The sequence below is a fragment of the Sphingomonas jejuensis genome (genome assembly GCF_011927695.1).
In the GTDB taxonomy this organism is placed as follows: Bacteria; Pseudomonadota; Alphaproteobacteria; order Sphingomonadales; family Sphingomonadaceae; genus Sphingomonas_K; species Sphingomonas_K jejuensis.
In genome coordinates this window covers 1798887-1823812 of sequence record NZ_JAATJE010000001.1, presented here as the reverse complement: position 1 = coordinate 1823812, position 24926 = coordinate 1798887, and the positions used below count along the sequence as shown (strand labels likewise).

The 24926-nt window shown below is 69.2% G+C and carries 26 protein-coding genes; 13 read left to right on the top strand and 13 right to left on the bottom strand.

Annotation, left to right across the window (positions count from 1 at the left end; all coding sequences use genetic code 11):
• Positions 1-71 precede the first annotated feature (71 nt).
• Entirely contained in the window at positions 72-836 is a 765-nt protein-coding gene (locus tag GGR88_RS09175; protein ID WP_167954195.1) for an SDR family NAD(P)-dependent oxidoreductase, read from the top strand.
• On the top strand, positions 836-1249 hold the full coding sequence (locus GGR88_RS09170; protein ID WP_167954194.1) for a dihydroneopterin aldolase: 414 nt from the start codon (positions 836-838) through the stop codon (positions 1247-1249). The genes GGR88_RS09175 and GGR88_RS09170 overlap by 1 nt, the downstream gene beginning before the upstream one ends.
• Here GGR88_RS09170 and GGR88_RS09165 read toward each other — a convergent pair.
• Complete coding sequence (locus GGR88_RS09165; RefSeq protein WP_167954193.1) at positions 1204-2076, bottom strand: hypothetical protein; 873 nt, start codon at positions 2074-2076, stop codon at positions 1204-1206. The two genes, GGR88_RS09170 and GGR88_RS09165, sit on opposite strands and share 46 nt — an antisense overlap.
• A 248-nt stretch (positions 2077-2324) precedes the next feature.
• On the opposite strand from GGR88_RS09165, the gene GGR88_RS09160 reads away from it, so the two are divergent.
• The 4 genes from GGR88_RS09160 (at position 2325) to GGR88_RS09145 (ending at position 5034) form a co-directional block, all read left to right on the top strand.
• Positions 2325-3005, top strand: a complete 681-nt coding sequence (locus GGR88_RS09160) for an energy transducer TonB (protein WP_167954192.1) — start codon at positions 2325-2327, stop codon at positions 3003-3005.
• Between the two features lie 82 nt (positions 3006-3087).
• The gene (locus tag GGR88_RS09155; protein ID WP_167954191.1) at positions 3088-3981 is read left to right on the top strand and encodes a MotA/TolQ/ExbB proton channel family protein; all 894 of its coding nucleotides are present in this window, start codon (positions 3088-3090) and stop codon (positions 3979-3981) included.
• A gap of 105 nt (positions 3982-4086) precedes the next feature.
• A complete protein-coding gene (locus GGR88_RS09150; protein ID WP_167954190.1) occupies positions 4087-4590 on the top strand; it encodes an ExbD/TolR family protein in 504 nt (167 codons plus the stop codon).
• 18 nt (positions 4591-4608) lie between these two features.
• Positions 4609-5034 (top strand): ExbD/TolR family protein, encoded by a 426-nt coding sequence (locus tag GGR88_RS09145; RefSeq protein WP_167954189.1) that lies wholly within the window; start codon positions 4609-4611, stop codon positions 5032-5034.
• A 563-nt stretch (positions 5035-5597) separates the two neighbouring features.
• On the opposite strand, the gene GGR88_RS09140 is transcribed toward GGR88_RS09145, so the two are convergent.
• Entirely contained in the window at positions 5598-7325 is a 1728-nt protein-coding gene (locus GGR88_RS09140) for an ABC transporter transmembrane domain-containing protein (protein WP_167954473.1), read from the bottom strand.
• A gap of 223 nt (positions 7326-7548) precedes the next feature.
• Between GGR88_RS09140 and GGR88_RS09135 the strand changes: the two genes are divergently transcribed.
• On the top strand, positions 7549-8769 hold the full coding sequence (locus tag GGR88_RS09135; RefSeq protein WP_167954188.1) for a polyhydroxyalkanoate depolymerase: 1221 nt from the start codon (positions 7549-7551) through the stop codon (positions 8767-8769).
• Between the two features lie 59 nt (positions 8770-8828).
• On the opposite strand, the gene GGR88_RS09130 is transcribed toward GGR88_RS09135, so the two are convergent.
• The 4 genes from GGR88_RS09130 to GGR88_RS09115 all read right to left on the bottom strand — a co-directional run bounded on the left by GGR88_RS09130 (position 8829) and on the right by GGR88_RS09115 (position 12425).
• Entirely contained in the window at positions 8829-9317 is a 489-nt protein-coding gene (locus tag GGR88_RS09130; protein ID WP_167954187.1) for a pyridoxamine 5'-phosphate oxidase family protein, read from the bottom strand.
• A gap of 39 nt (positions 9318-9356) precedes the next feature.
• Positions 9357-10670 carry a cation:proton antiporter gene (locus GGR88_RS09125; RefSeq protein WP_167954186.1) on the bottom strand — a complete coding sequence of 438 codons (1314 nt, stop codon included), beginning with the start codon at positions 10668-10670 and terminating at the stop codon, positions 9357-9359.
• 100 nt (positions 10671-10770) lie between these two features.
• Positions 10771-11949, bottom strand: coding sequence for an acetyl-CoA C-acyltransferase (locus tag GGR88_RS09120; protein WP_167954185.1), 1179 nt, complete (start codon positions 11947-11949; stop codon positions 10771-10773).
• A 14-nt stretch (positions 11950-11963) separates the two neighbouring features.
• On the bottom strand, positions 11964-12425 hold the full coding sequence (locus tag GGR88_RS09115) for a MaoC/PaaZ C-terminal domain-containing protein (RefSeq protein ID WP_167954184.1): 462 nt from the start codon (positions 12423-12425) through the stop codon (positions 11964-11966).
• A 107-nt stretch (positions 12426-12532) separates the two neighbouring features.
• On the opposite strand from GGR88_RS09115, the gene GGR88_RS09110 reads away from it, so the two are divergent.
• Positions 12533-15511 carry an L-glutamate gamma-semialdehyde dehydrogenase gene (locus GGR88_RS09110; RefSeq protein ID WP_167954183.1) on the top strand — a complete coding sequence of 993 codons (2979 nt, stop codon included), beginning with the start codon at positions 12533-12535 and terminating at the stop codon, positions 15509-15511.
• Positions 15512-15555: 44 nt separating this feature from the next.
• Here GGR88_RS09110 and GGR88_RS09105 read toward each other — a convergent pair whose 3' ends face one another.
• Positions 15556-16104 carry a PEPxxWA-CTERM sorting domain-containing protein gene (locus tag GGR88_RS09105; RefSeq protein ID WP_167954182.1) on the bottom strand — a complete coding sequence of 183 codons (549 nt, stop codon included), beginning with the start codon at positions 16102-16104 and terminating at the stop codon, positions 15556-15558.
• Positions 16105-16303: 199 nt separating this feature from the next.
• On the opposite strand from GGR88_RS09105, the gene GGR88_RS09100 reads away from it, so the two are divergent.
• Complete coding sequence (locus GGR88_RS09100; RefSeq protein WP_167951678.1) at positions 16304-17272, top strand: hypothetical protein; 969 nt, start codon at positions 16304-16306, stop codon at positions 17270-17272.
• 11 nt (positions 17273-17283) lie between these two features.
• On the opposite strand, the gene GGR88_RS09095 is transcribed toward GGR88_RS09100, so the two are convergent.
• From GGR88_RS09095 to GGR88_RS09080, 4 genes are all read right to left on the bottom strand, one after another.
• Positions 17284-18444: a mechanosensitive ion channel family protein gene (locus GGR88_RS09095; RefSeq protein ID WP_342449759.1), complete on the bottom strand. Its 1161-nt coding sequence runs from the start codon at positions 18442-18444 to the stop codon at positions 17284-17286.
• Positions 18441-19445 (bottom strand): DNA topoisomerase IB, encoded by a 1005-nt coding sequence (locus GGR88_RS09090; protein WP_167954181.1) that lies wholly within the window; start codon positions 19443-19445, stop codon positions 18441-18443. Before GGR88_RS09090 ends, GGR88_RS09095 begins: the two co-directional genes overlap by 4 nt.
• Before the next feature lie 69 nt (positions 19446-19514).
• On the bottom strand, positions 19515-19823 hold the full coding sequence (locus GGR88_RS09085) for a hypothetical protein (RefSeq protein ID WP_167954180.1): 309 nt from the start codon (positions 19821-19823) through the stop codon (positions 19515-19517).
• Positions 19820-19996 carry a hypothetical protein gene (locus GGR88_RS09080; RefSeq protein ID WP_167954179.1) on the bottom strand — a complete coding sequence of 59 codons (177 nt, stop codon included), beginning with the start codon at positions 19994-19996 and terminating at the stop codon, positions 19820-19822. Before GGR88_RS09080 ends, GGR88_RS09085 begins: the two co-directional genes overlap by 4 nt.
• Positions 19997-20086: 90 nt before the next feature.
• Between GGR88_RS09080 and GGR88_RS09075 the strand changes: the two genes are divergently transcribed.
• Positions 20087-20758, top strand: coding sequence for a S24 family peptidase (locus GGR88_RS09075; protein WP_167954178.1), 672 nt, complete (start codon positions 20087-20089; stop codon positions 20756-20758).
• Positions 20759-20761: 3 nt separating this feature from the next.
• Here GGR88_RS09075 and GGR88_RS09070 read toward each other — a convergent pair whose 3' ends face one another.
• Positions 20762-20938 (bottom strand): hypothetical protein, encoded by a 177-nt coding sequence (locus tag GGR88_RS09070; RefSeq protein ID WP_167954177.1) that lies wholly within the window; start codon positions 20936-20938, stop codon positions 20762-20764.
• Between the two features lie 175 nt (positions 20939-21113).
• Here GGR88_RS09070 and GGR88_RS15300 point away from each other — a divergent pair, with 175 nt between their 5' ends.
• Positions 21114-21827, top strand: coding sequence for a PEPxxWA-CTERM sorting domain-containing protein (locus GGR88_RS15300; RefSeq protein ID WP_245196480.1), 714 nt, complete (start codon positions 21114-21116; stop codon positions 21825-21827).
• A 51-nt stretch (positions 21828-21878) separates the two neighbouring features.
• Here the strand turns inward: GGR88_RS15300 and GGR88_RS09060 are convergent, their stop codons facing one another.
• Complete coding sequence (locus GGR88_RS09060) at positions 21879-22370, bottom strand: winged helix-turn-helix transcriptional regulator (protein WP_167954176.1); 492 nt, start codon at positions 22368-22370, stop codon at positions 21879-21881.
• Between the two features lie 97 nt (positions 22371-22467).
• Between GGR88_RS09060 and GGR88_RS09055 the strand changes: the two genes are divergently transcribed.
• A complete protein-coding gene (locus tag GGR88_RS09055; protein WP_209023228.1) occupies positions 22468-22764 on the top strand; it encodes a CC_3452 family protein in 297 nt (98 codons plus the stop codon).
• 39 nt (positions 22765-22803) lie between these two features.
• On the top strand, positions 22804-24900 hold the full coding sequence (locus GGR88_RS09050; RefSeq protein WP_167954175.1) for a RelA/SpoT family protein: 2097 nt from the start codon (positions 22804-22806) through the stop codon (positions 24898-24900).
• The last annotated feature ends 26 nt before the right edge of the window (positions 24901-24926 follow it).

Genomic DNA, 24926 nt, shown 5'->3' with positions numbered 1-24926 from the left:
TCTCGCGCCCGTCGGTGGACGGGCAGAGCGGCGCGCTTTAGCGTCGCGCCCGTGAAAAGAAAGGGGACAGCATGACGCCGGAGTTCGGCGGGGGGCCGCGCACCGCCATCGTGACGGGCGCGGGCCGGCGGATCGGCCGGGCACTGGCGGAGGCGCTGGGTGCCGACGGTTGGACCGTCCTTCTCCACTGCAACCGGTCGGTGGACGGGGCGATGGCGCTGCGCGATTCGCTGGGGGCCGGCCGCGTGGTGGTGGCCGATCTCGTCGATCCCAACGCCCCTGCGCACATCGTCGCCGCGCTGGACGGGCTGCCGCCGCCCGCGCTCCTCGTCAACAACGCCTCGCTGTTCGACCTTGATGGCTTTGACGACATGACGGTCGCCGCCTGGGACCGGCACATGGCGATCAATGCCCGGGCACCCGCCTTTCTCACCCGCGCCTTTGCCGCCGCCGTGCCGGCCAGGGCAGGGGGGCTGGTCGTCAACCTGCTCGACGCCAAGCTGGAGAACCCGAACCCGGACTTCTTCTCCTACACCGTATCAAAGATGGCGTTCGCCGGCATGGCGGAGATCGCGGCGCGGGTGCTGGCGCCGCGCGGCATCCGCATGGTGGGCATCGCGCCCTCCGTCACGCTGGTGTCCGGCCCGCAGACGCGGGAAGGCTTCGATGCCGTCCACCGCGTCAACGCGCTTGGCCGCGGCGTCTCCGTTGCCGACATCGTCTCGGCGCTGCGCTTTGCGGTGGCCAGCCCGGTGCTGACGGGGCAGACGATCGTGCTCGATGCCGGGCAGCGCTTCCTGCGTCTGCCGCGCGACGTTCAGTTCATGGAGCCGTGATGATTGCCGACCCGTCCCCCGCCGCGCTGCTCGACGACATGGTCCCGCCCACGCTGGCGCCGCGCACGCGCACCATCTTCATCACCGACTATGACCTCGCCGTCGACATCGGCTTCCATGATTTCGAGATCGGCAATCCGCAGCGGCTGCTCGTCTCGGTGGAGGTTTGGCTGGACGAGGCCGCCTTTGCCGCCAGCGACGATGCCGACAGCGCGTGGAACTACGACCATCTGCGCACGGACATCCGCCGTATCGCCACCGAACGCCGCTACAACCTTCAGGAAACGCTGGCGCGGGCCATCTACGCGATGATCGCGGCCCGCCACGGCGTGGTCGCGCTCACCGTGTCGACGCGCAAGCCCGACATCTACCCGGATTGCGCCGGCGTCGGCGTCTCGCTCTCGTCGCGCTGACGCTCGCACGGGCCCAGCCCGTCGAGCACGACCTGGTAATCGGCCGCGATTCGTTCCGCGTCGGCGCCGGCCGCGATTGTCGGCGGCAGCGTGCGCGGGAGCCCGCACGCCAGCCGGTACCACAGCAGCGTGTCGCGCGGCGGCGGGGCGGCCGATTCGTCGACGATCTCGGTCTGCGACACTGCCCAGCGCACCGTCTCGCCCGGCCGGCGCAGCACGCTCAGCGTCATCGGCCGGCGGTCCGCGGTCTGCACGAACAGCTGCGTCTCGCTTTCGCCCGGCAGGGTGCCGGCGACGCTGAAGCCGCTGGCGATGCCGGTCACGGCGGGTGGCGCATCGGCCGCCGCCGCCGCCGTCAGGATCGCGCGCAGCTGCGCCTCATTCGCCGGCGTCCAGTCGATCTGCGCATCGGCGGCGACCAGCTGCAGCTCGCCCGCCCGCGCCGGCACCGGCCGTGCGAGCACGATCACCCGCCGGTCGCGCAGCCGCGCCGGCCGGCCGCGCGCGTCGTTGGGCACGTCCACCAGATAGGTCACGCGCGATGCCAGCCCGCCCGTGCCCTTCAACAGCGTGGCGACATCCGCCTCGACGTAGAATCGGGTCGATCCTGCCGCCACGCCCGTGGCGCGCGCGTCGCGCAGCCGGGTGGCGCGGTCGATCGTCACGATCGCGGCGACCGGCGCGGACAGCGCCAGATCCGCCTGGTCGACATAGCCGATGGTGGGCGCCGCCGTCGGCGCCGCTGCCGGGGCAGGGGGCGGGGGAGCGGCTTGCGCCGAGAGCGCCGGGCTCGCGGCGGCGAGAAGAAGGGAAAGGATGCCGGCCATGTCTGCTCCATATCGGGACGGCGCGGCTGCCAGGTGCGTGAGCCTGCCTCAAGAAGCCTTCGTTAATGACATGGGCGACGTTGCGGCATCAAGACGGCGACAAAGCGTTTGCGTCGCTCAAAGCTGCGGGTTAAGCCTTTCGTCGAACTGCCCGGACGAAATATTCGTTCGTGCAGGACGACTGGATGGAACGATCCGGTGCCGCGGCGGTCGCGCCGCTGCCCAACTGCCAGGAGTTTGGTTACCGAATGGCTTACGCTGACCAGAAGATGAGCGCTGGCAAGATCTGGTCGATCGTTATCGTCGTCCTGATCCATGTCGTGCTCGGCTATGCGTTGGTCACCGGGCTCGCCTCGAACTTCGTGTCGAAGGTTCAGGAAGAGTTGACGGTGGTCGACGTGGAAGAGCCGCCACCCCCGCCCGAGGAAGAGCCGCCACCCCCGCCGCCGCCCGATCAGCCGATCGAGCCGCCGCCCGTGGTGTCGCCGCCGCCGCTGGTGCGGGCGCCTACGCCGCCGCCGCCTGTGTTCACGCAGCCGACGCCGCCGCAGAACTACAATCCGATCCCGATCGCGCCTCCGCCCGCGCCGCCGGCCCCGCCGGCCCCGCCAGCGGCACCGGTTGCCACGGTCAGCCGTGCGGCCTCGGCCCGCGGCAACCCGGGCTCGTGGCTGACCCAGGCCGACTATCCGGCCCGTGCGCTTCGTGAGGAGCGTGAGGGACGTGTGGGTGTCCGGTTCGACGTCAACGCGCAGGGTCGTATCGAGAACTGCACGGTGACTTCGTCCAGCGGTCATTCGGATCTTGACGCGGCCACCTGCACGGCCATCACGCGTCGCGGTCGTTATTCGCCGCCGCTTGACCAGGCCGGCAACCCGACGCGCCAGAGCGGTCTGCGCCTGAATTTCACGTGGCGGATCGAGCAGTAATCGAACAGCAGGCCCGCCGGCGGCGCCGGCGGGCCATTTCGTCCCCTTCAGTCAGATTATTCTAGAAACAGGAAGCCAAGCGATGCTCATTCATCTTCTCGCCTCGGCCGCCGCCGCGGCCCCCGGCGGTGCAGAAGCAAACCCGTACGGTCTCGGCGCCGCGCTCCGCGAGGGTGGCCTGATCGCGCAGGGCACGTTCACCATCCTGGTGGGCATGTCGATCTTCTCCTTCTACATCCTCTTCACCAAGCTGTTCGAGCAGCAGAAGATCATCAACCAGGGCAAGCGCGTGCGCGCCAGCTTCTGGAACAACACCAACCTGCGCGAAGGCGCGGGCAAGCTGGAGGCGAACAGCGCCTACCGCCAGATCGTCGACGACGGCCTGGTCGCGCAGGACCAGCACGGCAAGCTGACCGACCCCGTCGACCAGCATGACTGGATGCTGAGCTCGCTGGCGCGCAGCCAGGCGACCATCAACTCGAAGCTCGGCGGCGGTCTCGCCTTCCTGGCGACGGTTGGCGCCACCGCGCCGTTCATCGGCCTGTTCGGCACCGTGGTCGGCATCTACCGCGCGCTGATCCGCATCGGCGCGTCCGGCCAGGCATCGATCGACGCCGTCGCCGGCCCGGTCGGTGAGGCGCTCATCATGACCGCGCTCGGCCTCGTCGTCGCCGTGCCGGCCGTGCTCGCCTACAACTGGCTGCAGCGCCGCAACAAGCACATCGCCGAGGACCTGGGCGCCTTCTCCAACGACCTCCATGGCTACATGGTGTCGGGTGGTGCGGTTCGTCCGGCGGTGCGCAGCGGCACGGCCCGTCCGGCGACCACCGGCACGGCCACCGGCTCGACCGCAACGCGTCCGGCAACCCCGGGCGCCGCGTCGCCGACGGGTGCGGGTGCACCGGTCGGTGGTGCGCGCGGCGCGACCACGACCGCGGGTCAGACCGGCGGCGTGCAGACCAAGCCGAACAGCTAAGTCGATTGGGGGAAGGCGGCTGCCGATCCGGCCGCCTTCCCACATGAAGGATCGGGGCCGGACAGCGGCCGGCACTCAATCACCGCTCCAGCAGGAATACGTGCAATGGCAATGAATGTCGGCCCCGGCGACGGTGGCGCGGAAAAGCCGCTTTCGGACATCAACACGACGCCGCTCGTCGACGTCATGCTGGTGCTCCTCATCATCTTCCTGATCGCCATCCCGGTCGTCGTTCAGACCGTCGATGTCCAGCTTCCCGACGTCGTGTTCGAGCCGACCGAGACGAAGCCGGAGAATGTCTCGCTGTCGATCCGACCCACGCCCGGCCAGACCGGCGCGAACGCGACCTGCGAGGTTTACTGGAACCAGACCCCGGTCAATGCGGAGCAGCTCGTCGAGCGCGCCGTGGACAAGCTCGAAACCGAGATCGCCCGCCAGGGTGGACCGGAGGCCCCCGGCCTTGAGCTGCCGGAGGTCCACATCCGCGGCGACGTCAACACGCCCTACCGTTGCATCGGTGGCGCGATCTACCAGATGCAGCGTGCAGGCTTTGCCCGCGTCGGCTTCATTTCAGAGCCGCCGGCCGGCAGCGCGCTCCGCGCGCGCTAAGACAAGGAGTATAGTCCCATGGCGATGAGCGGCGGCACCGAAGACGGCGAGCCGATGATGGAGATGAACACGACGCCGTTGATCGACGTCATGCTCGTGCTCCTCATCATGTTCATCATCACCATCCCGATCCAGACGCACGCGGTGAACGTCGACCTGCCGGTCAACGATCAGACCAACACCCCGCCGCCGATCAATCCGGTCCGTAACAAGATCACGATCGATCCGCAGAGCGGCATCGCCTGGAACGCCCAGCCGGTGAACCTGGTGCTGCTGCGTCAGTATCTGGACATCACCAAGACGCTGCCGACCGAGCCGGAACTGCAGATCCAGCCGGACGCCAACGCGCCCTACCTGACGGTTGATCAGGTGCTCGCGGTGGTCCGCCGTGCCGAGATCACCAAGCTTGGTTTCGTCGGGAACGAGCAGTATCGCGAGTTCTGATCGGCATCGATCGACCAGCACGCAAAAAGGGGCTCGCCGTTGTTCCGGCGGGCCCTTTTTTCATGCGCTCGGACCCGCTGCCCGGTGCGAGCTGATCCGAGGCTGAGGCGAGGAGCGCCGTCCACCGGGGTGCGAGTTCGGCGCCACGAGGCCATCAGCGCACCGGTGACGCCACTCTATGACCAGAGATGCTTCGGTTTGCGGCGGGGCTCGACGTGGCTGACCAGCGCCTCGGCCGCGCCGTTCGGCTCCAATTGTGTTGCCCCTCGGCTGCGGAAACGTCGGCTCAACCGCTGACCGTCGCGCCGTGAACCGGCACATCTCTCGTTCACGGCCGGACCTCGACCAGTCCGCGCCTGCTTCTTCGGGACCAAGCTTGTCAGGTCGCCGATCTGCGGCTTCCACCTTCCCGGGAAAGACGCCTCCAGCGCGCCGAGCGTCGTTCGGTGACCGGCCAGGCTTTCAGCCGCCTGCAGGCTTGTCCGAACCCCGCTTCATCACCTCGCATCGCCTGAACGGGGCGGGCGACCACCACATCGCCGCCACCCAATCCGCCGCTCCGTCTACGCAGTCAGGCTTGTCGGATCGTCGAACTGAAGCCGCGCCAGCCGAGCGTAGAGGCCGCCCTGCGCCACCAGCCGGTCGTGCGTGCCTTCCTCCACGATACGCCCCGCATCCATCACGATGATGCGGTCCGCCGCCCGCACGGTGGCGAGCCGGTGCGCGATGACGATCGTGGTGCGTCCGGCCGCCACCCGCTCGAACGCAAGCTGCACCGCGCGCTCGGATTCCGCGTCCAGCGCCGATGTCGCTTCGTCGAGCAGCAGGATGGGCGCATCGCGCAACAGCGCGCGGGCGATCGCGATGCGCTGCCGTTGCCCGCCGGACAGCCGTGCACCGCCTTCGCCCAGCTGCGTGTCCAGGCCGTCCGGGAGCGCGCGCAGGAACTCCGCGGCGTTGGCGGCCTCCGCCGCTTCCCAGATCGCCTCATCGCTCGCGTCCCAGCGGCCGTAGCGGAGATTGTCGCGCGCGCTTGCCGCGAACACCACCGTCTCCTGCGGGACCAGCGCCAGCCGCGCCCGCACCGCGGCGGGATCGGCGTCAGGCAGCGGCACGCCGTCGATCAGCACGGTTCCCGCCTGCGGGTCGTAGAAGCGGGCGGCGAGCTGGAACAGCGTGGACTTGCCCGCGCCCGACGGCCCGACCACCGCCACCGTCTCGCCAGGCTTCACCTCCAGCGTGAAGTCGTGGAGGGCGGGCAGGTCCGGGCGCGTGGGATAGCGGAATTCGACGTTGCGGAAGGCAAGGCTGCCGGTCGGCGGCGGCAACGGGCGCGGGTTGGCCGGCGGTGCGATCTCCGGCTGCTCCGCCACCAGCTGCGCCAGCCGCCCGGCCGCGCCGGCGCCGCGCAGCAGGTCGCCATAGACCTCGGTCAGCGCGCCGAACGCACCGGCCACCAGCGCGCCGGTCACGACGAAGGCTGCGATGTCGCCGCTCGACATGCGGCCCGCCGCCACGTCCAGCGCGCCCTGCCACATCACCAGCACGATCGATCCGAAGATCAGCGCGATCACCACCGCCGTCATACCGGCGCGCAGCAGGATGCGCGTCTTGGCGGTGCCGAACGCGCGTTCCACCGCATCGGCGAAGCGCAGGCCCTCGCGCCGTTCCTGGCCGAACACCTGCACGATCTTCATCGCACCCAGCGCGTCGGACGCGGTGGTGCCGACCTCCGCCACGCGGTCCTGGCTGCGCCGGGAAAGTTGCGTCAGCCGCCGCCCGAGAAGCGCGATCGGCAGGATGATGAGCGGGATGCCCAAGAGCAGCATGCCCGTCAGCCGCGGCGCCAGCGTGAAGAGATAGGCGATGCCGCCCACGCCCATCACGACGTTGCGCAGGGCGACGGATACGGTGGATCCCACCACCTGTTCGATCACCGAGGTGTCGGCGGTCAGCCGCGACGCGATCTCGGCCGGGCGGTTTTCCTCGAAGAAGCGGGGCGCCAGCCGCAGCAGATTGTCCTGCACCAGCACGCGGATGTCGGCGACCACCCGTTCGCCCAGCCATGACACGAAATAGAAGCGCGCCGCCGTTGCCAGCGCCAGGACGGCGACGATCATCAGCAGGTAGTTGAAGTAGGGCGTGATATCGACCGCACCGCTGGCGAAGCCCTGGTCGATCACCCGCTTGAACCCGCTCGGGATCGCGAGCGTCGCCGCCGCCGCGACCAGCAGCGACAGGCCCGCCAGCGCGATGTGGCCCGGATAGCGGATCGCCGCGCGCCAGACCATCTTGAGGTTGCCCAGCCGCCGCTCCCCGCCGCCTGCTGCCCCTGCCGCCGCCACCTCGGCCGCGCTGCCGTCGTCACCTCGTGCCATGCGCGCGCTCTACTGCCCTTTGCGCCCGTGGGGAACCGCAAGGGCGATTGGATGATGCCGCATTGCGAAACCGCGCGTTATGGTCTTTGACTTAAACGGTTGAGCCGATCCTGCGGCCTGAAGGACGATGATTTCGATGCTTTACGACGCCTACGAGATGCAGAAGTCCTTCCTTGCGGGTGCCAGCGCCTTTGCCTCGGCCAGTGCCGGGCTGTTGCAGCACCCCGCCAATCCCTTCTCCTACATGGGTGGCGGCCCGATCCTCGCTTCTGCGCTTGAGGTGTTCGCCCATGCCTCGGCCCCCCGCGGCAAGCCCGCCTTCGGCCTTGCCAGCACCAGGGTTGACGGCCGCGACGTCGCGGTGCGCGAGGAAATCCTCGGACGCAAGCCGTTCGGCCAGCTCCGCCACTTCGTGCGGGAAGGCGTGGAGGGTCAGCCCCGGCTGCTCATCGTCGCCCCGATGTCGGGCCATTATGCCACGCTGCTGCGCGGCACGGTGGAGCGCATGCTGCCCGGCCACGATGTCTACATCACCGACTGGCGCGATGCGAAGCTGGTGCCGCTGTCGGACGGCAGCTTCGATCTCGACGACTATATCGACTATATCGTCGATTGGCTGGAGCTTGTCGGCCCCGACGCGCACATGCTCGCCGTCTGCCAGCCGACCGTGCCCGCGCTCGCCGCGGTGGCGGTGATGTCGGCCGAGGGGCATCCCGCCCGGCCGAAGACGCTCAGCATGATGGGTGGGCCCGTCGACACGCGCGAGGCGCCGACCGCGGTCAACCTCACCGCGACCGAGCGGCCGCACGCCTGGTTCCAGCAGAACGTGATCGCCACCGTCCCCTACAGCTATCCGGGGGCCGGGCGCCGCGTCTATCCGGGCTTCCTGCAGCTCGCCGGCTTCATGTCGATGAACCTCGGCAGCCATCTCCTCAGCCACTTCGAGATGTTCAAGCATCTCGTCCGCGGCGACGGTGAGTCCGCCGAGGCGTCGATGGACTTCTACGAGGAGTATCGCTCGGTCTGCGACATGACCGCCGAGTTCTATCTGCAGACGATCGACGTCGTGTTCCAGCGCCACGCGCTGCCGCGCGGCGAGTATTTCCACCGCGACACGCGCGTGGACATCGGCGCGATCAAGGATACCGCGCTCCTGGCGATCGAGGGCGAGCGGGACGACATCTCCGGCCTCGGCCAGACCAAGGCCGCGCTCACGCTCGCGACCAGCCTGCGGGACGATCGCAAGCAGTATCTGATGGCCGAGGGCGTCGGCCACTACGGCATCTTCAACGGATCCAAGTGGCGCACCCGCATCGCGCCGGTGCTGGAAGACTTCATCAAGCGCCACGACGCCTGACGAACAAGGAAAAGGGGCGCCGGACCCGCGTCCGACGCCCCCTTCCATGTCCGGCCGCGTCAGGCCGCCGTCGTCGAGACCTTCGCGTGGCTCGACGACTCGGATCCCTTGATCGTGCCGCCGAACAGCATCTTCAGCCGGCCGGAGATGGAGATGTCCGTCTCCCACAGCTCCGCGGAATCGATGTCGAGATAGACGAGCGCCAGGTTCGGGTCGTCCTTGCCGCCGTCGAACCAGGCCTCGACCTGCTTGTTCCACAGCTTTTCGATCATCGCGCGGTCATTGTCCTGAACCACCGTGCCGTGCAGGCAGGCGAAGAAATCGTGCCCCTTGGACACGAACTGCGCCATCGCGTCGCCGCCGCCCGCAATGCGGTTGTCCTTGCCGACGAAGAAGTAGATGCGGTCGACCTGATCCTTGTCGAGCTGCGCGGCCAGCGGCTCGCTGTGCTGCTCGCTGCCGGTCAGCCCCACCATCAGGTACGGGCTGTCGGCCATCTTCTCCCACATGTCCCGGCGGATCTCGTCGTTGCTCTTCTTGTCGGCCATCGCGCGGCTCCTTTCTCGTGCGTCCGCCCTCCAACGGGATCAGGCCGACGCCGGTTCCGCGGGCCCCTGCAATCCGGGCGGGGGCACCGCCTCTCCACCGTCCGAGTCCGGGTCGCGCCCCTGCGACTTGTCCAGCAGCCGCATGACGGGCGTCACGCTCAACCCATGGATCAGCACGGACAGGAGGATCACCAGCCCGGTGATCGACCACAGCGTGCGCGCCTCGGCAATGTCCATGTGGTTGAGGCCGTAGGCGAGATAGTAGATCGACCCCACGCCGCGGATGCCGAAAAAGGCGATCGTTCCGCGCTCCAGCGGCGCGGCCCGGAACCCGATCAGCCCGATCAGCCCCGCCACCGGGCGCACCACCAGCAGGATCAGCAGCGCCAGCGCCACCTCCCGCCAGCCGAGCGGCGCCAGCAGCCCGCTCGCCAGCGCCCCGCCGAACACCAGCAGCAGCACCATCATCGCCAGCCGTTCGACCTGCTCGGTGATCTCGTGCATGCTGTGGTGGAAATCATCGTCAGGGTTCGACTGGCGCAGCGTCAGGGCGGTCACGAACACGGCCAGGAAGCCGTAGCAGTTGATCATCTCGGTGAGGCCATAGGACACGAACGTCGCGGAAATCGCGATCAGCCCGTCGCCGGTCTTCGCCAGCTTGGTCTTGGCCGGCACATGGAACGTCATCCAGCCGAACAGCTTGCCGATCGCCCAGCCGCCCGCCACCCCGGCGCCGATCTCCCACGCCACGTCGTGCCAAAGCCAGTCGGCCAGCCATGGCTCGCCCGTCGTCGCCCATGCCGCCAGCGCGATCGCCAGGTTGACGAACGGGAAGGCCAGCCCGTCGTTCAGCCCGGCCTCCGACGTCAGCCCGAACCGGACCTCGTCCTCCTCACCGGTTTTGGGCGGCCCGACCTGCACGTCGGCCGCCAGCACGGGATCGGTGGGCGCCAGCGATGCCGCGAACAGCAGCGCCGCGACCCAGGACAAACCCAGCCCCCATGCGCCCAGCAGCGTGATCGCGCCGATCGACAGCGGCATGACGATCGCCAACAGCCGCCATGTCACGCCCCATTGCCGCCAGCCGAAGCGCCGGTCTATCTTCAGGCCCGCGCCCATCAGCGCGATGATCACCACGAATTCGCTGAACCGCTCGGTGATGTCCGGGTAATCCAGCGGATCGGGCGAAAAGGGCATCGGCACGAACGCGAACAGCGCCGCGCCGATCGCGATGCACACGATCGGCAGCGACAAGGGCAGGCGGCGAAGGGCCAGCGGCAGCCAGGCCACCAGCGCGATCAGCGCACCGGCGCCGGTCAGCGCGATGATATAAGGGTCGGGCGCGGGAAACATCGCTGGGTGAACGAGCAGCAGCCCCGCCTGTTCACCGCGATTGGTGGGTTGGTGCCGACGCGCGGCCCGATCGCCCGGGCGGCGCGCCGGCGTCCGGCGCCTACAGCACCTCGAACAGGCCGGCCGCGCCCATGCCGCCGCCAACGCACATCGTCACCACCACATGGCGGGCGCCGCGGCGCTTCCCTTCGATCAGCGCGTGGCCGACCATGCGCGCCCCCGACATGCCGTAAGGATGGCCGATCGAGATCGCGCCGCCGTTGACGTTCAACAGCTCGTCGGGGATGCCCAGCGTGTCGCGGCAGTACAGCACCTGCACCGCGAATGCCTCGTTCAGCTCCCACAGGCCGATGTCGTCCATCTTCAGCCCGAACCGCTCCAGCAGCTTCGGCACGGCATAGACGGGGCCGATCCCCATCTCGTCCGGCTTGGTGCCCGCCACCGCCATGCCGACATAACGGCCCAGCGGCTTCAGCCCGCGCTGCTCGGCAAGCTTTGCCTCCATCACCACCGCGGCCGATGCGCCGTCGGACAGCTGGCTGGCGTTGCCGGCGGTGATGTTCGCCTCCGGCCCCATCACCGGCTGCAGCGATGCCAGCCCCTCGGCGGAGGTGTCCGGCCGGTTGCCCTCGTCCTTGGACAGCGTCACCTCGCGGTCGGACACTTCCTTGGTGGCCTTGTCCTGCACCTTCATGGTCGCGGTGACCGGCACGATCTCGTCGTCGAAGCGGCCGGCGGCCTGCGCGGCGGCCGTGCGCTGCTGCGACTGCAGCGCATAGGCATCTTGGCGCTCGCGGCTGATGCCATACCGCTTGGCGACCACCTCGGCCGTCTGCAGCATGGGCATGTACACATCGCCGTGCATCGCGATCAGCGACGGGTCCGGCATCACCCGCATCTCGGGCGTCTGTACCAGCGACACGCTCTCCACGCCGCCGGCGACCACCACGTCCATGCGGTCCACCGTGACCTGCTTGGCGGCGGTGGCGATTGCCATCAGCCCGCTGGCGCACTGCCGGTCGATCGACATGCCGGATACGGTGGTCGGCAGGCCCGCCTTCAGCGCGACCAGCCGCGCGATGTTGGGCGCCTGACTGCCCTGCTGCAGCGCCGCGCCGATCAGCACATCGTCGATCTCGCCGCCGTCGATGCCGGCGCGCTCCACCGCGGCCTTCACCGCATGGGCGCCCAGCGACGGCGCCGGCAGCGCGTTGAAGGCACCGCGATAGGCGCGGCCGATCGGGGTGCGGGCGGTGGAGACGATAACTGCGTCGCGCATGGTCTTGATCCTCTTCAGATGGTGACGAGCAGGCTGATCCAGTCGGCGACCACCGCCGGCTTGTCCTCCCCCTCGATCTCGAGCGTGTAGGTGGTGGTCTGCTGCCATTGGCCCGGCCGCTTCTGCTCCAGCGCCTGGAGCGTGAAGCGCGCGCGCACGCGGGCACCCGTGCGCACCGGCGTGATGAACCGGGTGCGCTCGCCGCCATAATTGACGATCATCGCCAGCCCGGCGGGGCGCGGCAGGTCGGCGTCCACGGACAGCCGCGGCATCAGCGACAGCAGCAGGAATCCGTGGGCGATCGTGCCCCCGAAGGGCGTCATCGCGGCGGCCGCGGGATCGATGTGGATGAACTGGCGGTCGCCGGTCGCATCGGCAAAGGCATCCACCGTCGGCTGATCGATCGTGATCCATCCGGACCGCCCGATCTCCTCGCCCACGCGCGCGCTCAACGCGTCGATTGATACCTCTGGCACCCGGTTCCTTTCGCCTCTCGCTTGGCGCATAGCGCGCCTGTTTTCGCGACTTCTGGGCGCGGTTTCCGGCCGACACAAGGCCGGCGAGGGACAAGGATTCGAAGGCCATGGATTCCGCAACGTCAACCGCGCGCGCCGCGCTCCGTCCGCTCCACCGTGCTCCCGAACCGGACGTGCTGGGGGGGCTGATCGAGTCGGCCCGCCTGACTGCAGCAGAGCGCGACGGCGTGGTCGCCACCGCGCTCGGCCTGTTGGCCGATCTGCGGGCCGCGCAGCGCGACGGCTGGGTCAATCAGTTCCTCCAGGAATATCGCCTCAACAGTTCCGAAGGCGTGGCGCTGCTCGCGCTCGCCGAGGCGTTCCTGCGCGTGCCCGACCCGGACACCGCCGACCTGCTGATCGCCGACAAGCTGGGCGATGCCGACTGGCGCGCCCATGCCGGCCGCTCCAACTCCGCGCTCGTCAATTCGGCGACCTGGGGCCTGGTGGTCGGCCGCGCGCTGGTGTCGACCACGGGGGAGGCAGGCACGCTGCGCCGGCTGGTCGCGCGCGCGGGCGAACCCTTCATGCGTCAGGCGGTCGGCGCCGCCATGAAGCTGATGGGCGAGGTGTTCGTGATGGGCCGCACCATCGACGAGGCGGTCGACCGGATGCGAAAGCCCGCCAACCGCGGCTTCACCGCCAGCTTCGACATGCTGGGGGAGGCCGCGCGCACCTTTGCCGATGGCGACCGCTATTACGCCGCCTATGAAGGCGCGATCGATGCGGTCGGCCGCCGCCCGGGCGATGGTCACTCGATCTCGGTCAAGCTGTCCGCGCTCCACCCCCGTTACGAGGTCGCGCAGGCCGATCGCTGCGTTCCCGCGCTCACCGACATGCTGCTTGCGCTGGCGGAGCGTGCGGCCTCGCGCGGCATCGCCCTCACGGTCGATGCGGAGGAGAGCGAGCGGCTGGAAATGAGCCTCGACATCATCGGCGCGGTCGCGCGGTCCCCGTCGCTGGCCGGCTGGGACGGCTTCGGCATGGCGATCCAGGCCTATTCGAAGCGGGCACGCGCCGTGGTCGGCTGGGCCGACGCGCTGGGCCGGGATACCGGCCGCCGCATCGCCGCGCGCCTGGTCAAGGGCGCTTATTGGGACAGCGAGATCAAGCGCACGCAGGAAGCCGGCCTGCCCGACTATCCGCTGTTCACCCGCAAGGCCGCGACCGACGTCTCCTATCTCGCCTGCGCAAAGGACATGCTGGCCGCGCGCAACATCTATCCGGCGTTCGCCAGCCACAATGCGCTGACCGTCGCCACCATCATCGAATGGGCCGGCGACTCCCGCGATTTCGAATTCCAACGCCTCCACGGCATGGGGGAGGGGCTCTACGAGCGGCTGGTGCGTCGCGAGGGCTACCACACCCGCATCTACGCGCCCGTCGGCGGCCACCGCGATCTGCTCGCCTATCTGGTCCGCCGCCTGCTGGAGAACGGGGCGAATTCCTCCTTCGTCCACCAGCTCGCCGATGAACGGCTGACCGATGCCGACCTGCTCGCCGACCCGGTCGGAAAGGTCGTGGCGGTGGGCGGCACCCGCCACGCCTCCATCCCGCTTCCGGCCGACCTGTTCCCCGATCGCGCCAATAGCGGCGGCATTGACCTTCAGGATGCGCCGACGCTGGCGGATGTGGCGGGCACGATCGCCGCGCACCGCCTCTCCCCCGCTCCTGCGGATGCGGGGGACGTTGCGGGCGCGATCGCGCGCGCCCAGGCCGCCTTTCCCGCCTGGTCCGCCCGCCCGGTCGGCGATCGCGCCGCCGTCCTGGAACGGCTGGCCGACCTCCTGGAACGCGACCGGCTGCCGCTGATGGCGATCTGCGTGGGGGAAGCGAGGAAGACCATCCCCGATGCCCTGGCCGAGGTGCGCGAGGCGGTCGATTTCTGCCGATACTATGCCGTGCGTGCGCGCGCCGACCTGGCCGATGTCGAGCTTCCCGGCCCCACCGGCGAACGCAACGTGCTGCGCCATGGCGGACGCGGCGTGTGGGCGACGATCGCGCCCTGGAACTTCCCGCTCGCCATCTTCCTCGGGCAGACGGTGGCCGCACTGGTCGCGGGCAACAGCGTGGTCGCGAAACCCGCGCCGCAGACGCCGCGCATCGCGGAGGCCGCCGTCGCCCTCGCGCATGAAGCCGGCGTCCCCGCCGACGTGCTGCAGCTCGTCCCCGGCGGTCCGGACGTCGGCGCCGCGCTCACCGCCGACCCGCGGGTCGCCGGCGTTGCCTTCACCGGCTCCACCGCCACCGCCAAGCGGATCGCGGCGAGCCTGCTTGCCGATGACGACCGCCCCATCGTCCCGCTGATCGCGGAGACCGGCGGCATCAACGCGATGATCGTCGATTCAACCGCGCTGCCCGAACAGGTGGTGGCCGACGTCGTCACCTCCGCCTTCCGCTCGGCCGGGCAGCGCTGCTCCGCGCTCCGCCTTTTGCTGCTGCAGGAGGAGATCGCCGACCGCACGCTGGAGATGCTGGCCGGCGCCATGGACACGCTGGTGGTGGGCGATCCCGCCGATCCGCGCACGGACGTCGGCCCGGTGATCGACCAGACGGCCTATGACCGGCTGATGGAGCACCGCGAACAGAGCCGCGCCCAGTGGATCAAGACGGTGGCAGCGCCGGCGGACGGGCTGTTCGTGCCGCCCACCGCGATCCGGCTGGGAAGCGTCGACGCGCTCACCCGCGAATGGTTCGGCCCGCTCCTCCATGTCGCCACCTGGGCCGCCGGCACGCTGCCGCAGACGATCGAGCGCGTGAACGCCAAGGGCTTCGGCCTCACCATGGGCCTGCACAGCCGCATCGCCCGCAACGCCGACGTGCTGGAGGCGCATGCCCGCGCCGGCAACCTCTACGTCAACCGGTCGATGATCGGCGCGATCGTCGGCTCGCAGCCGTTCGGCGGGGAGGGGCTGTCCGGCACCGGACCGAAGGCGGGCGGCCCGCATTATCTGCCCCGCTTCGCGGCGGAGCGGGTGACCTCCACCGACACCACCAGCTCGGGCGGCAACGCAACGCTGCTCAGCCTGGAAGAGGTCGGCTTCTGAAGCGGACGACGGGGCGGCGGCACCGTGCCGCCGCCCGCGCGTGATCAGGCGGCGACGGCCACCGGACGGCGGCGCATCAGACCGCCCACCAGCGCGAAACCGCCGATCATCATCGCCCAGGTCGCCGGCTCCGGCACCGCCGCCACGCGCTCCAGCGTGAAGGTCACCGGCGTGCCGGCAACGGGCAGCGGCGGCAGCGTTTCGTTCATGCCGTTCACATTGGCGGAGAAGAACGCCTCGCCGACACCCGCGAATGAATAGAAGTTGAGATCGGCATCATAGCCATCGACGCGAAAGGCCACGCCACCGATCGTGAAGAACGGCTGGGCGCCGAACAGCAGGTTGTCCGAGCGCTCGCCCCCGATATCCGTGCCGGCCGGCAACAGGCTGGTAATCGCCTGTCCGTTGAAGGTGCCGGTCAGGCCGGTAATGGTGAAGGCCTGCCGCCCGTCGACCGTGGTGGTCGTGTCGGTGGTGGTGAAGGTCCCCGCCGCGGTCAGGCCGGTGCCCGCCGCGGTAAAGGTGAAGGTGGCGGCCGATGCCGGTGCGGCGGCACACAGCATCGCGGCACCCGCGAGTAGAACCTGCTTCATCGAAAGTCCCCTGACCTGATGCGACCCCCGCCGCGCTTCCCCGCGCGAAGGTTAACGCATTGGCGTCATGGCGGCAACGCGGCTCTTGCACCCCTCGCACCAAACGCCTGGGCGTCGATCCGTCGCGGCGCGCCCCTGTCATTGCCCTGAAACACGCCGGATCCAAGATGATGCGCGTGCTGCCGGGGGATCTGGGGAGATGAAGACCCGCCTGTTGCCGCTCGCGCTGCTGCTGCTGGGAGGCTGCGGCGGCGGCGGATCGGACAGTTCGGATGTGTCCGTGGTTCCCACGCCGACACCCGCGCCCGCGCCCGCGCCGCCCCCGGCCGCGCCTGCACCCGCACCGACGCCCGCGCCGGCCCCCGCGCCGACGCCGGCCCCGACCGCCGATCTGCGCTTCGACGAGATCTACAGCTTCCGCTTCGGCCAGTCGGGGATCGAGGTTCCCACCGGCTGCGCGGTGTCGGGATCGCCCCCGGCCGTCACCCGCCACGGTGACGGGCCATCGTTGCGCTTCCTGCTGACGCCGCAGGTCTGGATCATCGGCGGCGACGTCGGCATCGGCTTCGATGGACGCGATGCCGATCCGGACCTCGCCGGGCGCGAGGTCGCCTATGCGAAGCGGCTGGGGCCGGCGACGGCCCGCTTTTCGATCACGCGCCCGACGCCCGCCGGCGCGGCGATCGACTATGTCCGGCAGGTCGACATCGCTGCTCCCGTCGGCGGAGTGGAACGCCGCTACCGCTGCATCGCCGGCTTCGCCACACGGGCGGAAGATCTCGGGGTGCGGGCCTCCTCCTCCCTGGCGCGCGCGGTGCTGTCCGGATCGGTCCTGATCGGCGGGTTGGAACGCCGGCTTGAGGCGAACGGCGTTCAGATCGCCTATGATGCACCGGCGCGTGAGCTGTCGGTGGTGCTGCGGCTGGTCGCCCGGGCGGCGGACCCGGCGTCTGCGGACATCGACCTCGGCGTCATGTCCGCCCGCGCCACGCTCGGCACCTCGGGGCTTTTGTTTACCGCCTTTGACGACAGGGCAGGCGCGGCGGGCCTGATCAGCGGCGCCTTCTTCGGTCCCGGCGCCGGTGAGTTTGGCGCCGTCTTCTCCGTCAGCGGCACCGCATCTGGCGTCGCCTACAGCGCCACCGGCAGCCTGTTCGCCGAACCCTGACGCCAGCCGGTTCAGCCGGCGCTGTTCACCGTCCGCACCGGCTGCACCTCGGCATAGGGCATGACCATCCGGCCGTCGGGCGCGGCGGTGAAGGTGGTCTGCGTGGGATAGGCGAACTCCAGCCCCGCCTCGTTGAACCGCTTCAGCACGGCCATGCCGACGGAGTGCCGCGCGTCATAGGCGATCTGGTAATCGGTCCCTGCGACGTCGAACTCCAGCTCAAAATCCAGCGAACTCGCGCCGAAGCCGACGAACCCGGACCGGACGAACTTGTGCCCCAGTCCTTCGACGATCCCCTTCAGCAGGTCGGGAATGCCGGCCGCCGCGTCGGGATCGGTCTGGTACACCACGCCGATCGCGAACTTGAACCGCCGGGCATCGCGCCGCGAATTGTTGCTGATCTCCTTGTTGAGGAGATTGGTGTTGGAGATGATCCGCTCCTCGCCCGTGATCGAGCGGATGCGGGTGGATTTCAGGCCGATCGCTTCCACGCTGCCGGTCGTGGTGTCGTAGGTCACGGCATCGCCGCGGCGGAACGGGCGGTCGAACAGGATCGACAGCGCAGCGAACAGGTCGGCGAAGATGCCCTGCGCGGCAAGGCCGATGGCGATGCCGCCGACGCCCAGACCCGCCACCAGGCCGGTGATGTTCACGCCCAGATTGTCGAGCACCACCAGGAGCGCAATGGCGAAGAACACGGTGGTGACGAGCAGGCGGATGATGCCCAGCGCGCTCGCCAGCCCCTCGTGCTCGCCCGCGACCGTGCGATGCTCCACAAAGCCCAGCACCAGCTCGCGCGCCCAGATCGCGCCCTGGAACACGGCGATGACCGTGAACAGGAAGGTTGCGGTGTCGTCCACCGCCGCCGGCGGGTTGGTGTATCCCGTCACCAGCTGCCCGGCGACCGCGATGATGAACAGCGTGCCGGTCTTGTCGATCACGCGGCCCAGGATCGCGCGCCAGTCGGCGCCGACCTCCGATCCTCTCAGGAACCGCCGGCCGATCCGCCGCAGGCCGATCAGCGCGATCACGATCACGGCGCCTGCCAGGCAGGCGATCAGCAGGTTCACGCCGTTGGTCTGGAACCATCCCACCGTCTCGCCGGCCAGCTGGTCGACGCGGGGCGGGCGGAACGGCAGGTCGGCGCCGTTTGCCGGGCTTGCCGTGCTCACGCGGCGGCTTGAACGGGAACCTTGCCCGCCTCCTCAAGGAAGCCGATCAGCCCGCGCTCCGCGCGTGTCAGATAACGTGTTCCGCGCGGCAGCCGCATCGACGCGTCCCATTCCACGCCCTTGGCCGTCAGCGCGATCAGCGCCGGGTGGACGTAGGATTTGCGCGCGATCGCCGGGGTGTTGCCCAGCGCCTCGGTGACCGGCTCCAGCAGCTGTTTCAGCGTCAGCGATCCCGCCGTCTCGAACAGCGTCTCGAAGGCGATCGCGCTGGCGCCCCAGGTGCGGAAATGCTTGGCGGTGAAATCCTCGCCCATCGCTTCGCGGATGTAGCAGTTGACGTCCGTGGACGTCACCGGGTGGATGGTGCCGTCATCGTCCAGCCAGTTGAACAGGTTCTGCCCGGGCAGGTCCTGCATTTTCTTCACGAACCGGTTGAGCCCGCCGTCGCTGACCGTCAGCACGCGCTGCTTGCCGGACTTGGCGCGATATTCCAGCTTCAGCGTGCGACCCTTCAGCACCGCATGCTTCTTGGTCAGCGTGGTCGCGCCATAGCTCTTGTTGGTCTTGGCGTAGGACGCGTTGCCGACGCGGACATGCCCGACGTCCAGCAGCCGCACCACCGCCGCCACCGCGCGCTCGCGGCCCAGGCCGCGCCCCGCCAGGTCGCTCTCCACCCGCGCGCGGAGCAGCGGCAGCTTGCGCCCGAACAGCGCGCAGCGGTCATATTTCGCCGCTTCCTGCTGCGCGCGGAAATCGAGGTGATAGCGATACTGCTTGCGGCCCTTGTCGTCCCACCCGACCGCCTGGATGTGGCCGTCCGGGCTGGGGCAGAACCAGGCGTCCTTGTAGGCGGGGGGCAGGCCGATGCGGTTCAGCCGGTCGATCTCGTCGCGATCCTTGATGCGCTCGCCCGTGGCCGTGAAATAGGCCCAGCCCTTTCCCGCCTTCTTCCGGGTGATCCCCGGAAGGTCGTCGTCGACAAAGGTCAAACCACCTGCCACGCGCGCCTGGCTCCCATCATGCTCTCGCCCGGGACAACAAGGGCGGACCCGATTTCGTTCCGGGGCAGGTCATTCCTGCGCCAGCACCAGCGCCTCGATCCGCACCGTCACCGTTCCTCCGGCGCCGCTCTCCAGCGCGCCTGCGACATCGGCCATGATGTGCCCGGGCAGGCGCCAGTCCATCTCGGGCAGGTCCAGCATCAGGCGGTCGACGGGACCGGCCTGGCCGCTCGTCAGCACCATGGACAGCTGCACGCCCGAATAGGTGACGCTGGCCCATGGCCGCTGCCGCGCCGTCACCAGCTCCGCGTCCGGCACGCGGCGCCGGATCTCGCGCATCACGGCCACGGCCGGGTCGGGTCCGCGACGCTCCATCATGCCCCATGCTCCGCCAGGTAGCTGTCGATCCGCCGCTGGATGCGCGTGCCGAGCGCGCGGCCGTTCCTCATGTCGAACACCAGCCGCGGATCGTGCACGCAGTCGCGGCCGAACCGGGTGGGCGTCATCCCGCTGGTCTTGAGGAAAAGCTCGATCCGCCTGTTCACGTCCATGGTCCCGCCGCCGACTCGTTGATAGGGTTTTGCCTAGCTGGATGAGCATTTCCTACTTGTCTAGGGAAATTCCTAGCGGTAGGAAGCGCCATGGCGGACGATCCCAGACAGGTGCTCGACAGGCTGATCGCCGAACGGGGGGAGGATTATGCCTCGCTCTCGCGGCTGATCGGGCGCAACGCCGCCTATATCCAGCAGTTCATCAAGCGCGGCGTGCCGCGCCGCCTGGACGAGGGCGACCGGGCCACGCTGGCCCGCTACCTGCGCGTCGACGAGGCGCTGCTGGGCGCGCCGCAGCGGAGCACGGCGCGGGTGGCGGCGGTCGGCGGGCACTGGCGGGGCGCCGATCTCGTCGCGATCCCGCGGCTCAGCGTGTCCGCCGCGGCCGGTGCCGGCGCCTTCGACGGGGAGGAGGGGGGCGAGCCGGCCATGCTGGTGGAGCCCGCCTGGCTGCGCAGCGTCGCGCCCGGCGGGCGCGATGTGTCCATCATCTCGGTGCGCGGCGATTCGATGACGCCGACGCTTGACGACGGCGACGACATCCTTGTCGACCGCGGCGATGCCGGCGACCGGCTCCGCGACGGGATCTATGTGCTTCGCCGCGACGACATGCTGATCGTGAAGCGTGTTACGCTGACGAAACGATCTGGCCGGTTCGACGTCACAAGCGACAACTTGGCCCACAATCGCTGGACCGACGTCGGCCTCGACGAGATCGAGGTGGTGGGCCGCGTCGTCTGGCGCGGCCGCCGCCTCCCCTGACGGTCAGCGGCGGTCCGCCACCCAGAACAGCAAGGTCAGCACCAGCGCCGCTGCCAGCCCGATCACCAGTCCCGCCGACGGCTGCCGCAGCACCGCGCCCACCAGCAGGCCGGCAACGGGAAGAATGGCGAACATCACGCCGGCGGATCGGCTGGCGCGGCGTTGGGGCGGGCGGGGCATGGCCGCTGCCCTGCCACCAACCGCGCCGGTCCGCCAGCCATGTCGGTGTGCCTGACGTTTACCAGATCGGGCAAAACGGCCTTTACCATCACCCGCCGCCGGAATGCTGGAATTTGCGCAAACTGGCACCGACCTTGCGGAACCTCCGCTCATCACAGGATGAAGGCGAATTCCGATGCGCAACATGCTTTTCGCTCTGGCCGCCGCCACCGCGATCGTCTCGCCAGCCCAGGCCGCCATCACCTTCAACCTCGGCGGCAGCAGCACCGACAGCCCGACCAAGACCTTTTCCGCCGGCGGCCAGACGCTGGCGGCGATCGGCTTCACCTATGAAGGGCAGCCCTCCGACTTCCCGATCGGCACCAGCGTTCCGTCGCTCGCCCCCATTCGCCAGAGCGCAAGCGGCATCGGCGTCTGCCAGGCCGGCGAGAGCGGCGACTTCTGCGCCCAGGTCGAAAGCCACGGCCCGAACGCATCGGAAGGCCTCGCCTTCGCGCTGACCGACGGCACCGCCTTCTCGATCACCTCGGTCACCTTCTCGATCATCGATTCGAATGACACGCTCCAGCTCTGGGGCGGCGCGCTGCCCGACACGCTCGACTATCTCGGTTTTTCCGGCACCATCGCCGGCGGCCTTGCGGGCGCCACCACGACGCGCCTCGGCAACGGCGTCTACCGCGTCGATATGAACACGGCGGCCTATCAGCTGTTCGCCTTCGGCCAGCAGCGCCGCGGCGACGGCGCGCAAGGTGATGGCTTCCGCATCAACAGCATCTCGGTGGCGGCCGTTCCGGAACCGGCGACCTGGGCGATGATGATCGCGGGCTTCGGCATGGTGGGGGCCGGCATGCGCCGCCGCGCCGGCCGCACGGCGACCGTCACCGCCTGAACAAGGCTTCCCGGGGGAAGGGATGGGGGCGTCGGACCGGGTCCGGCGCCCTCATTCCGTTGCGGGATCCGCCTCCCGCCACGACCAGCGAAGGTCCTTCCACGTCAGGTCGCGGCCGTCGGCGGCGCGAACGCGCACTTCCTGCACAGGCCGTTCGTCGCGCCGGTCGATCAGAACCGGGTTGGACGGCACCCCCGTGCCCCAGCGCTCCCCCCACTGCCTGAGTGCGATCAGCACCGGCAGCAGCGCCTCGCCCTTGTCCGTCAGCCGGTATTCAATCCGCCGGCGGTCGTCGTCGCACGGTCGTCGCTCCAGGATCCCGTGCCCCGTCAACCGGCTGAGGCGGTCGGCAAGGATGTTCCGCGCGATGCCGAGATGGCCTTGCATCTCCTCGAAATGCCGCATGCCGTTGAAGGCCGCGCGCAGGATCAGGAACGACCAGCGCTCGCCGATCGCCTCGATCGCGGACGGCAGGCCGCACGACAGCTCGGCGATCACGGAGGGAGGCAGCGGCGCGTCTGCAGGAACGGGACGATCGGACATCCACCCGGTGTCTCACGCGCCTCATCAGGTTGCAACTTGCAACCTTTGCTGCGTCGCCATATGAGTAGCGAATCGAAACTCAAGCCGAGGCTTAGCCATGCGTCTCCCGCTTCTCGCCGCTGCCATGATGATCGCCGCACCCGCCGCCGCACAGACGGCGCCGACCCACAGCGTGCGCCTGGCCGCCGCGCCGGAGCAGGGGCGCGTGGTCGTTCGCGACGTGCTGTGGACCTGCGCCGGCAACAGCTGCACCGGCGGCCGCTCGGACAGCCGCCCGGCGATCGTCTGCCAGAGCGTGGCGCGCCGCTTCGGCGCCGTGGATGCCTTTGCCGTGGGCGACCGGGTGTTTGACGCGGCCGAGCTTGAGCGGTGCAATGGAGCTGCACAGCGCTGACGCCCTTGCATCGCCGGCCTCAGCCGTCACATTGAAGCCGTGCTGAGACAATATGAGCTGGTGGAGCGCGTCCGCGCCTACGATCCCGATGCCGACGAGGCGCTGATCAACCGCGCGTACGTGTTCTCCATGCACGCGCATGGCAGCCAGAAGCGCGCATCCGGCGACCCTTATTTCAGCCACCCGATCGAGGTGGCCGGCATCCTGACCGACCTGCGGCTGGATGACGAGACCATCGCCACCGCCATCCTCCACGACACGGTGGAGGATACGGTGGCAACGCCGGAGGAGATCCGGTCCAAGTTCGGCGACAATGTCGCGCGACTGGTCGACGGCGTCACCAAGCTGTCTAAGATCGAGGCGCAGACCGAAAGCGAGCGCGCGGCGGAGAACCTGCGCAAGTTCCTGCTCGCCATGTCGGACGACATCCGCGTGTTGCTGGTGAAGCTGGCCGACCGGCTCCACAACATGCGCACGCTCCACCACATCGCAAAGCCGGAGAAGCGCCGCCGCATCGCCCGCGAGACGATGGACATCTATGCGCCGCTTGCCGAGCGCATCGGCATGTACGAGTTCATGGTGGAGATGCAGACGCTCGCCTTTCGCGAACTGGAGCCGGATGCCTTCGCCTCCGTGACCCGCCGACTGGAGCAGCTGGAGGCCGGCGACGGCAACCGCATCGCCCGTATCAGCGAAAAGCTCACCGAGCTGCTCGCCTCCGCCGGGATCGAGGCGCAGGTCAGCGGGCGCAAGAAGCATCCTTATTCCATCTGGCGCAAGATGGCGGAGCGGCACGTCAGCTTCGAGCAGCTGTCGGACGTGATGGCGTTTCGCGCGATCGTTCCGACACAGGACGATTGCTACCGCGCACTTGGCCAGATCCACGCGCGCTGGCCGACCGTGCCGGGACGGTTCAAGGATTACATCTCGACGCCCAAGCGCAACGGCTACCGTTCGCTTCACACGGCGGTGATCCATTCGGAAAACATGCGGGTCGAGATCCAGATCCGGTCGGCCGAGATGCATGAACAGGCCGAACATGGCCTCGCCAGCCATTGGGCTTACAAGCAGAAGGCCAATGATCCGGACGCGCAGGTGCGCTGGATTCGCGACCTGATCGAGATCCTGGACAATGCCGGCAGCGCGGAAGAGCTGCTCGAACATACCCGCATGGCGATGTACCAGGACCGCATCTTCGCCTTCACGCCCAAGGGCGAGCTGTTCCAGCTGCCGAAGGGCGCGACGCCGATCGACTTCGCCTATGCGGTTCATACCGACCTGGGCGATCAGGCGGTGGGCGCCAAGGTCAACGGACGCGTGGTGCCGCTGCGCACCGAACTCCAGAACGGCGACCAGGTGCAGATCCTGAAGTCGGACGCGCAGGAGCCGCAGCCGTCATGGCTTGGCTTTGCAACCACCGGCAAGGCGCGCGCCGCGATCCGTCGTTTCGTCCGGCACAAGGAGCGCGGGGAAAGCGTTGCGCTCGGCCGCAAGCTCTACGACGACATCGTCAAGCGGCTGCCGGCACAGCTCGGCGCGGACGCGATGGGCCAGGCGCTGAAGCGACTTCGCATCGAATCCGAGGCCGAGCTGATGGCCGCCGTCGCGCGCGGGTCGGTCGGCGACCGCGCGCTGATGGAGGCGCTGATGCCCGGTTCGGCGGGCGGGGACGTGGCCGATGTCGATGCGGTGCCGCCGCAGCGCGAGGCGATCTCGATCAAAGGCCTGACGCCCGGCGTCGCCTTCGGCCTTGCTGCCTGCTGCCACCCCGTGCCGGGCGACCGCATCGTCGGCCTGCGTCATCCGGATGCGCCCATCCAGGTTCACACCATCGATTGCCCGACACTGGCGAGCGGCGAGGATGCCGACTGGATCGACCTTGCCTGGGGCGACGGGTCGGACGGCGCCGCCGCCCGCCTGCGCATCGTGCTGAAGAACGAGCCGGGCGCACTTGGCGTGATGGCGAGCATCCTGGGCGGGCACAAGGCGAACATCCTGAACCTGCGGCTGGAGAGCCGGGACGTTCAGTTCCACAGCTTCCTTGTCGATCTGGAGGTGCACGACCTCCACCACCTGACCCGCATCGTCGCAGCCCTTCGCGCCGCCGACGCGATCAGTGCTGCGGATCGCTGCTGATCCGCCTTGTTGTCGGCGACGCTGAC

What these genes read in the sequence shown, in the direction of transcription:
- GGR88_RS09175 (WP_167954195.1), top strand. Translation starts at nt 72, where the DNA reads ATGACGCCGGAGTTCGGCGGGGGGCCGCGCACCGCCATCGTGACGGGC.
- GGR88_RS09170 (WP_167954194.1), top strand. Translation starts at nt 836, where the DNA reads ATGATTGCCGACCCGTCCCCCGCCGCGCTGCTCGACGACATGGTCCCG.
- GGR88_RS09165 (WP_167954193.1), bottom strand. Translation starts at nt 2,076, where the DNA reads ATGGCCGGCATCCTTTCCCTTCTTCTCGCCGCCGCGAGCCCGGCGCTC.
- GGR88_RS09160 (WP_167954192.1), top strand. Translation starts at nt 2,325, where the DNA reads ATGGCTTACGCTGACCAGAAGATGAGCGCTGGCAAGATCTGGTCGATC.
- GGR88_RS09155 (WP_167954191.1), top strand. Translation starts at nt 3,088, where the DNA reads ATGCTCATTCATCTTCTCGCCTCGGCCGCCGCCGCGGCCCCCGGCGGT.
- GGR88_RS09150 (WP_167954190.1), top strand. Translation starts at nt 4,087, where the DNA reads ATGGCAATGAATGTCGGCCCCGGCGACGGTGGCGCGGAAAAGCCGCTT.
- GGR88_RS09145 (WP_167954189.1), top strand. Translation starts at nt 4,609, where the DNA reads ATGGCGATGAGCGGCGGCACCGAAGACGGCGAGCCGATGATGGAGATG.
- GGR88_RS09140 (WP_167954473.1), bottom strand. Translation starts at nt 7,325, where the DNA reads ATGGTCTGGCGCGCGGCGATCCGCTATCCGGGCCACATCGCGCTGGCG.
- GGR88_RS09135 (WP_167954188.1), top strand. Translation starts at nt 7,549, where the DNA reads ATGCTTTACGACGCCTACGAGATGCAGAAGTCCTTCCTTGCGGGTGCC.
- GGR88_RS09130 (WP_167954187.1), bottom strand. Translation starts at nt 9,317, where the DNA reads ATGGCCGACAAGAAGAGCAACGACGAGATCCGCCGGGACATGTGGGAG.
- GGR88_RS09125 (WP_167954186.1), bottom strand. Translation starts at nt 10,670, where the DNA reads ATGTTTCCCGCGCCCGACCCTTATATCATCGCGCTGACCGGCGCCGGT.
- GGR88_RS09120 (WP_167954185.1), bottom strand. Translation starts at nt 11,949, where the DNA reads ATGCGCGACGCAGTTATCGTCTCCACCGCCCGCACCCCGATCGGCCGC.
- GGR88_RS09110 (WP_167954183.1), top strand. Translation starts at nt 12,533, where the DNA reads ATGGATTCCGCAACGTCAACCGCGCGCGCCGCGCTCCGTCCGCTCCAC.
- GGR88_RS09105 (WP_167954182.1), bottom strand. Translation starts at nt 16,104, where the DNA reads ATGAAGCAGGTTCTACTCGCGGGTGCCGCGATGCTGTGTGCCGCCGCA.
- GGR88_RS09100 (WP_167951678.1), top strand. Translation starts at nt 16,304, where the DNA reads ATGAAGACCCGCCTGTTGCCGCTCGCGCTGCTGCTGCTGGGAGGCTGC.
- GGR88_RS09085 (WP_167954180.1), bottom strand. Translation starts at nt 19,823, where the DNA reads ATGATGGAGCGTCGCGGACCCGACCCGGCCGTGGCCGTGATGCGCGAG.
- GGR88_RS09080 (WP_167954179.1), bottom strand. Translation starts at nt 19,996, where the DNA reads ATGGACGTGAACAGGCGGATCGAGCTTTTCCTCAAGACCAGCGGGATG.
- GGR88_RS09075 (WP_167954178.1), top strand. Translation starts at nt 20,087, where the DNA reads ATGGCGGACGATCCCAGACAGGTGCTCGACAGGCTGATCGCCGAACGG.
- GGR88_RS09070 (WP_167954177.1), bottom strand. Translation starts at nt 20,938, where the DNA reads ATGCCCCGCCCGCCCCAACGCCGCGCCAGCCGATCCGCCGGCGTGATG.
- GGR88_RS15300 (WP_245196480.1), top strand. Translation starts at nt 21,114, where the DNA reads ATGCGCAACATGCTTTTCGCTCTGGCCGCCGCCACCGCGATCGTCTCG.
- GGR88_RS09060 (WP_167954176.1), bottom strand. Translation starts at nt 22,370, where the DNA reads ATGTCCGATCGTCCCGTTCCTGCAGACGCGCCGCTGCCTCCCTCCGTG.
- GGR88_RS09055 (WP_209023228.1), top strand. Translation starts at nt 22,468, where the DNA reads ATGCGTCTCCCGCTTCTCGCCGCTGCCATGATGATCGCCGCACCCGCC.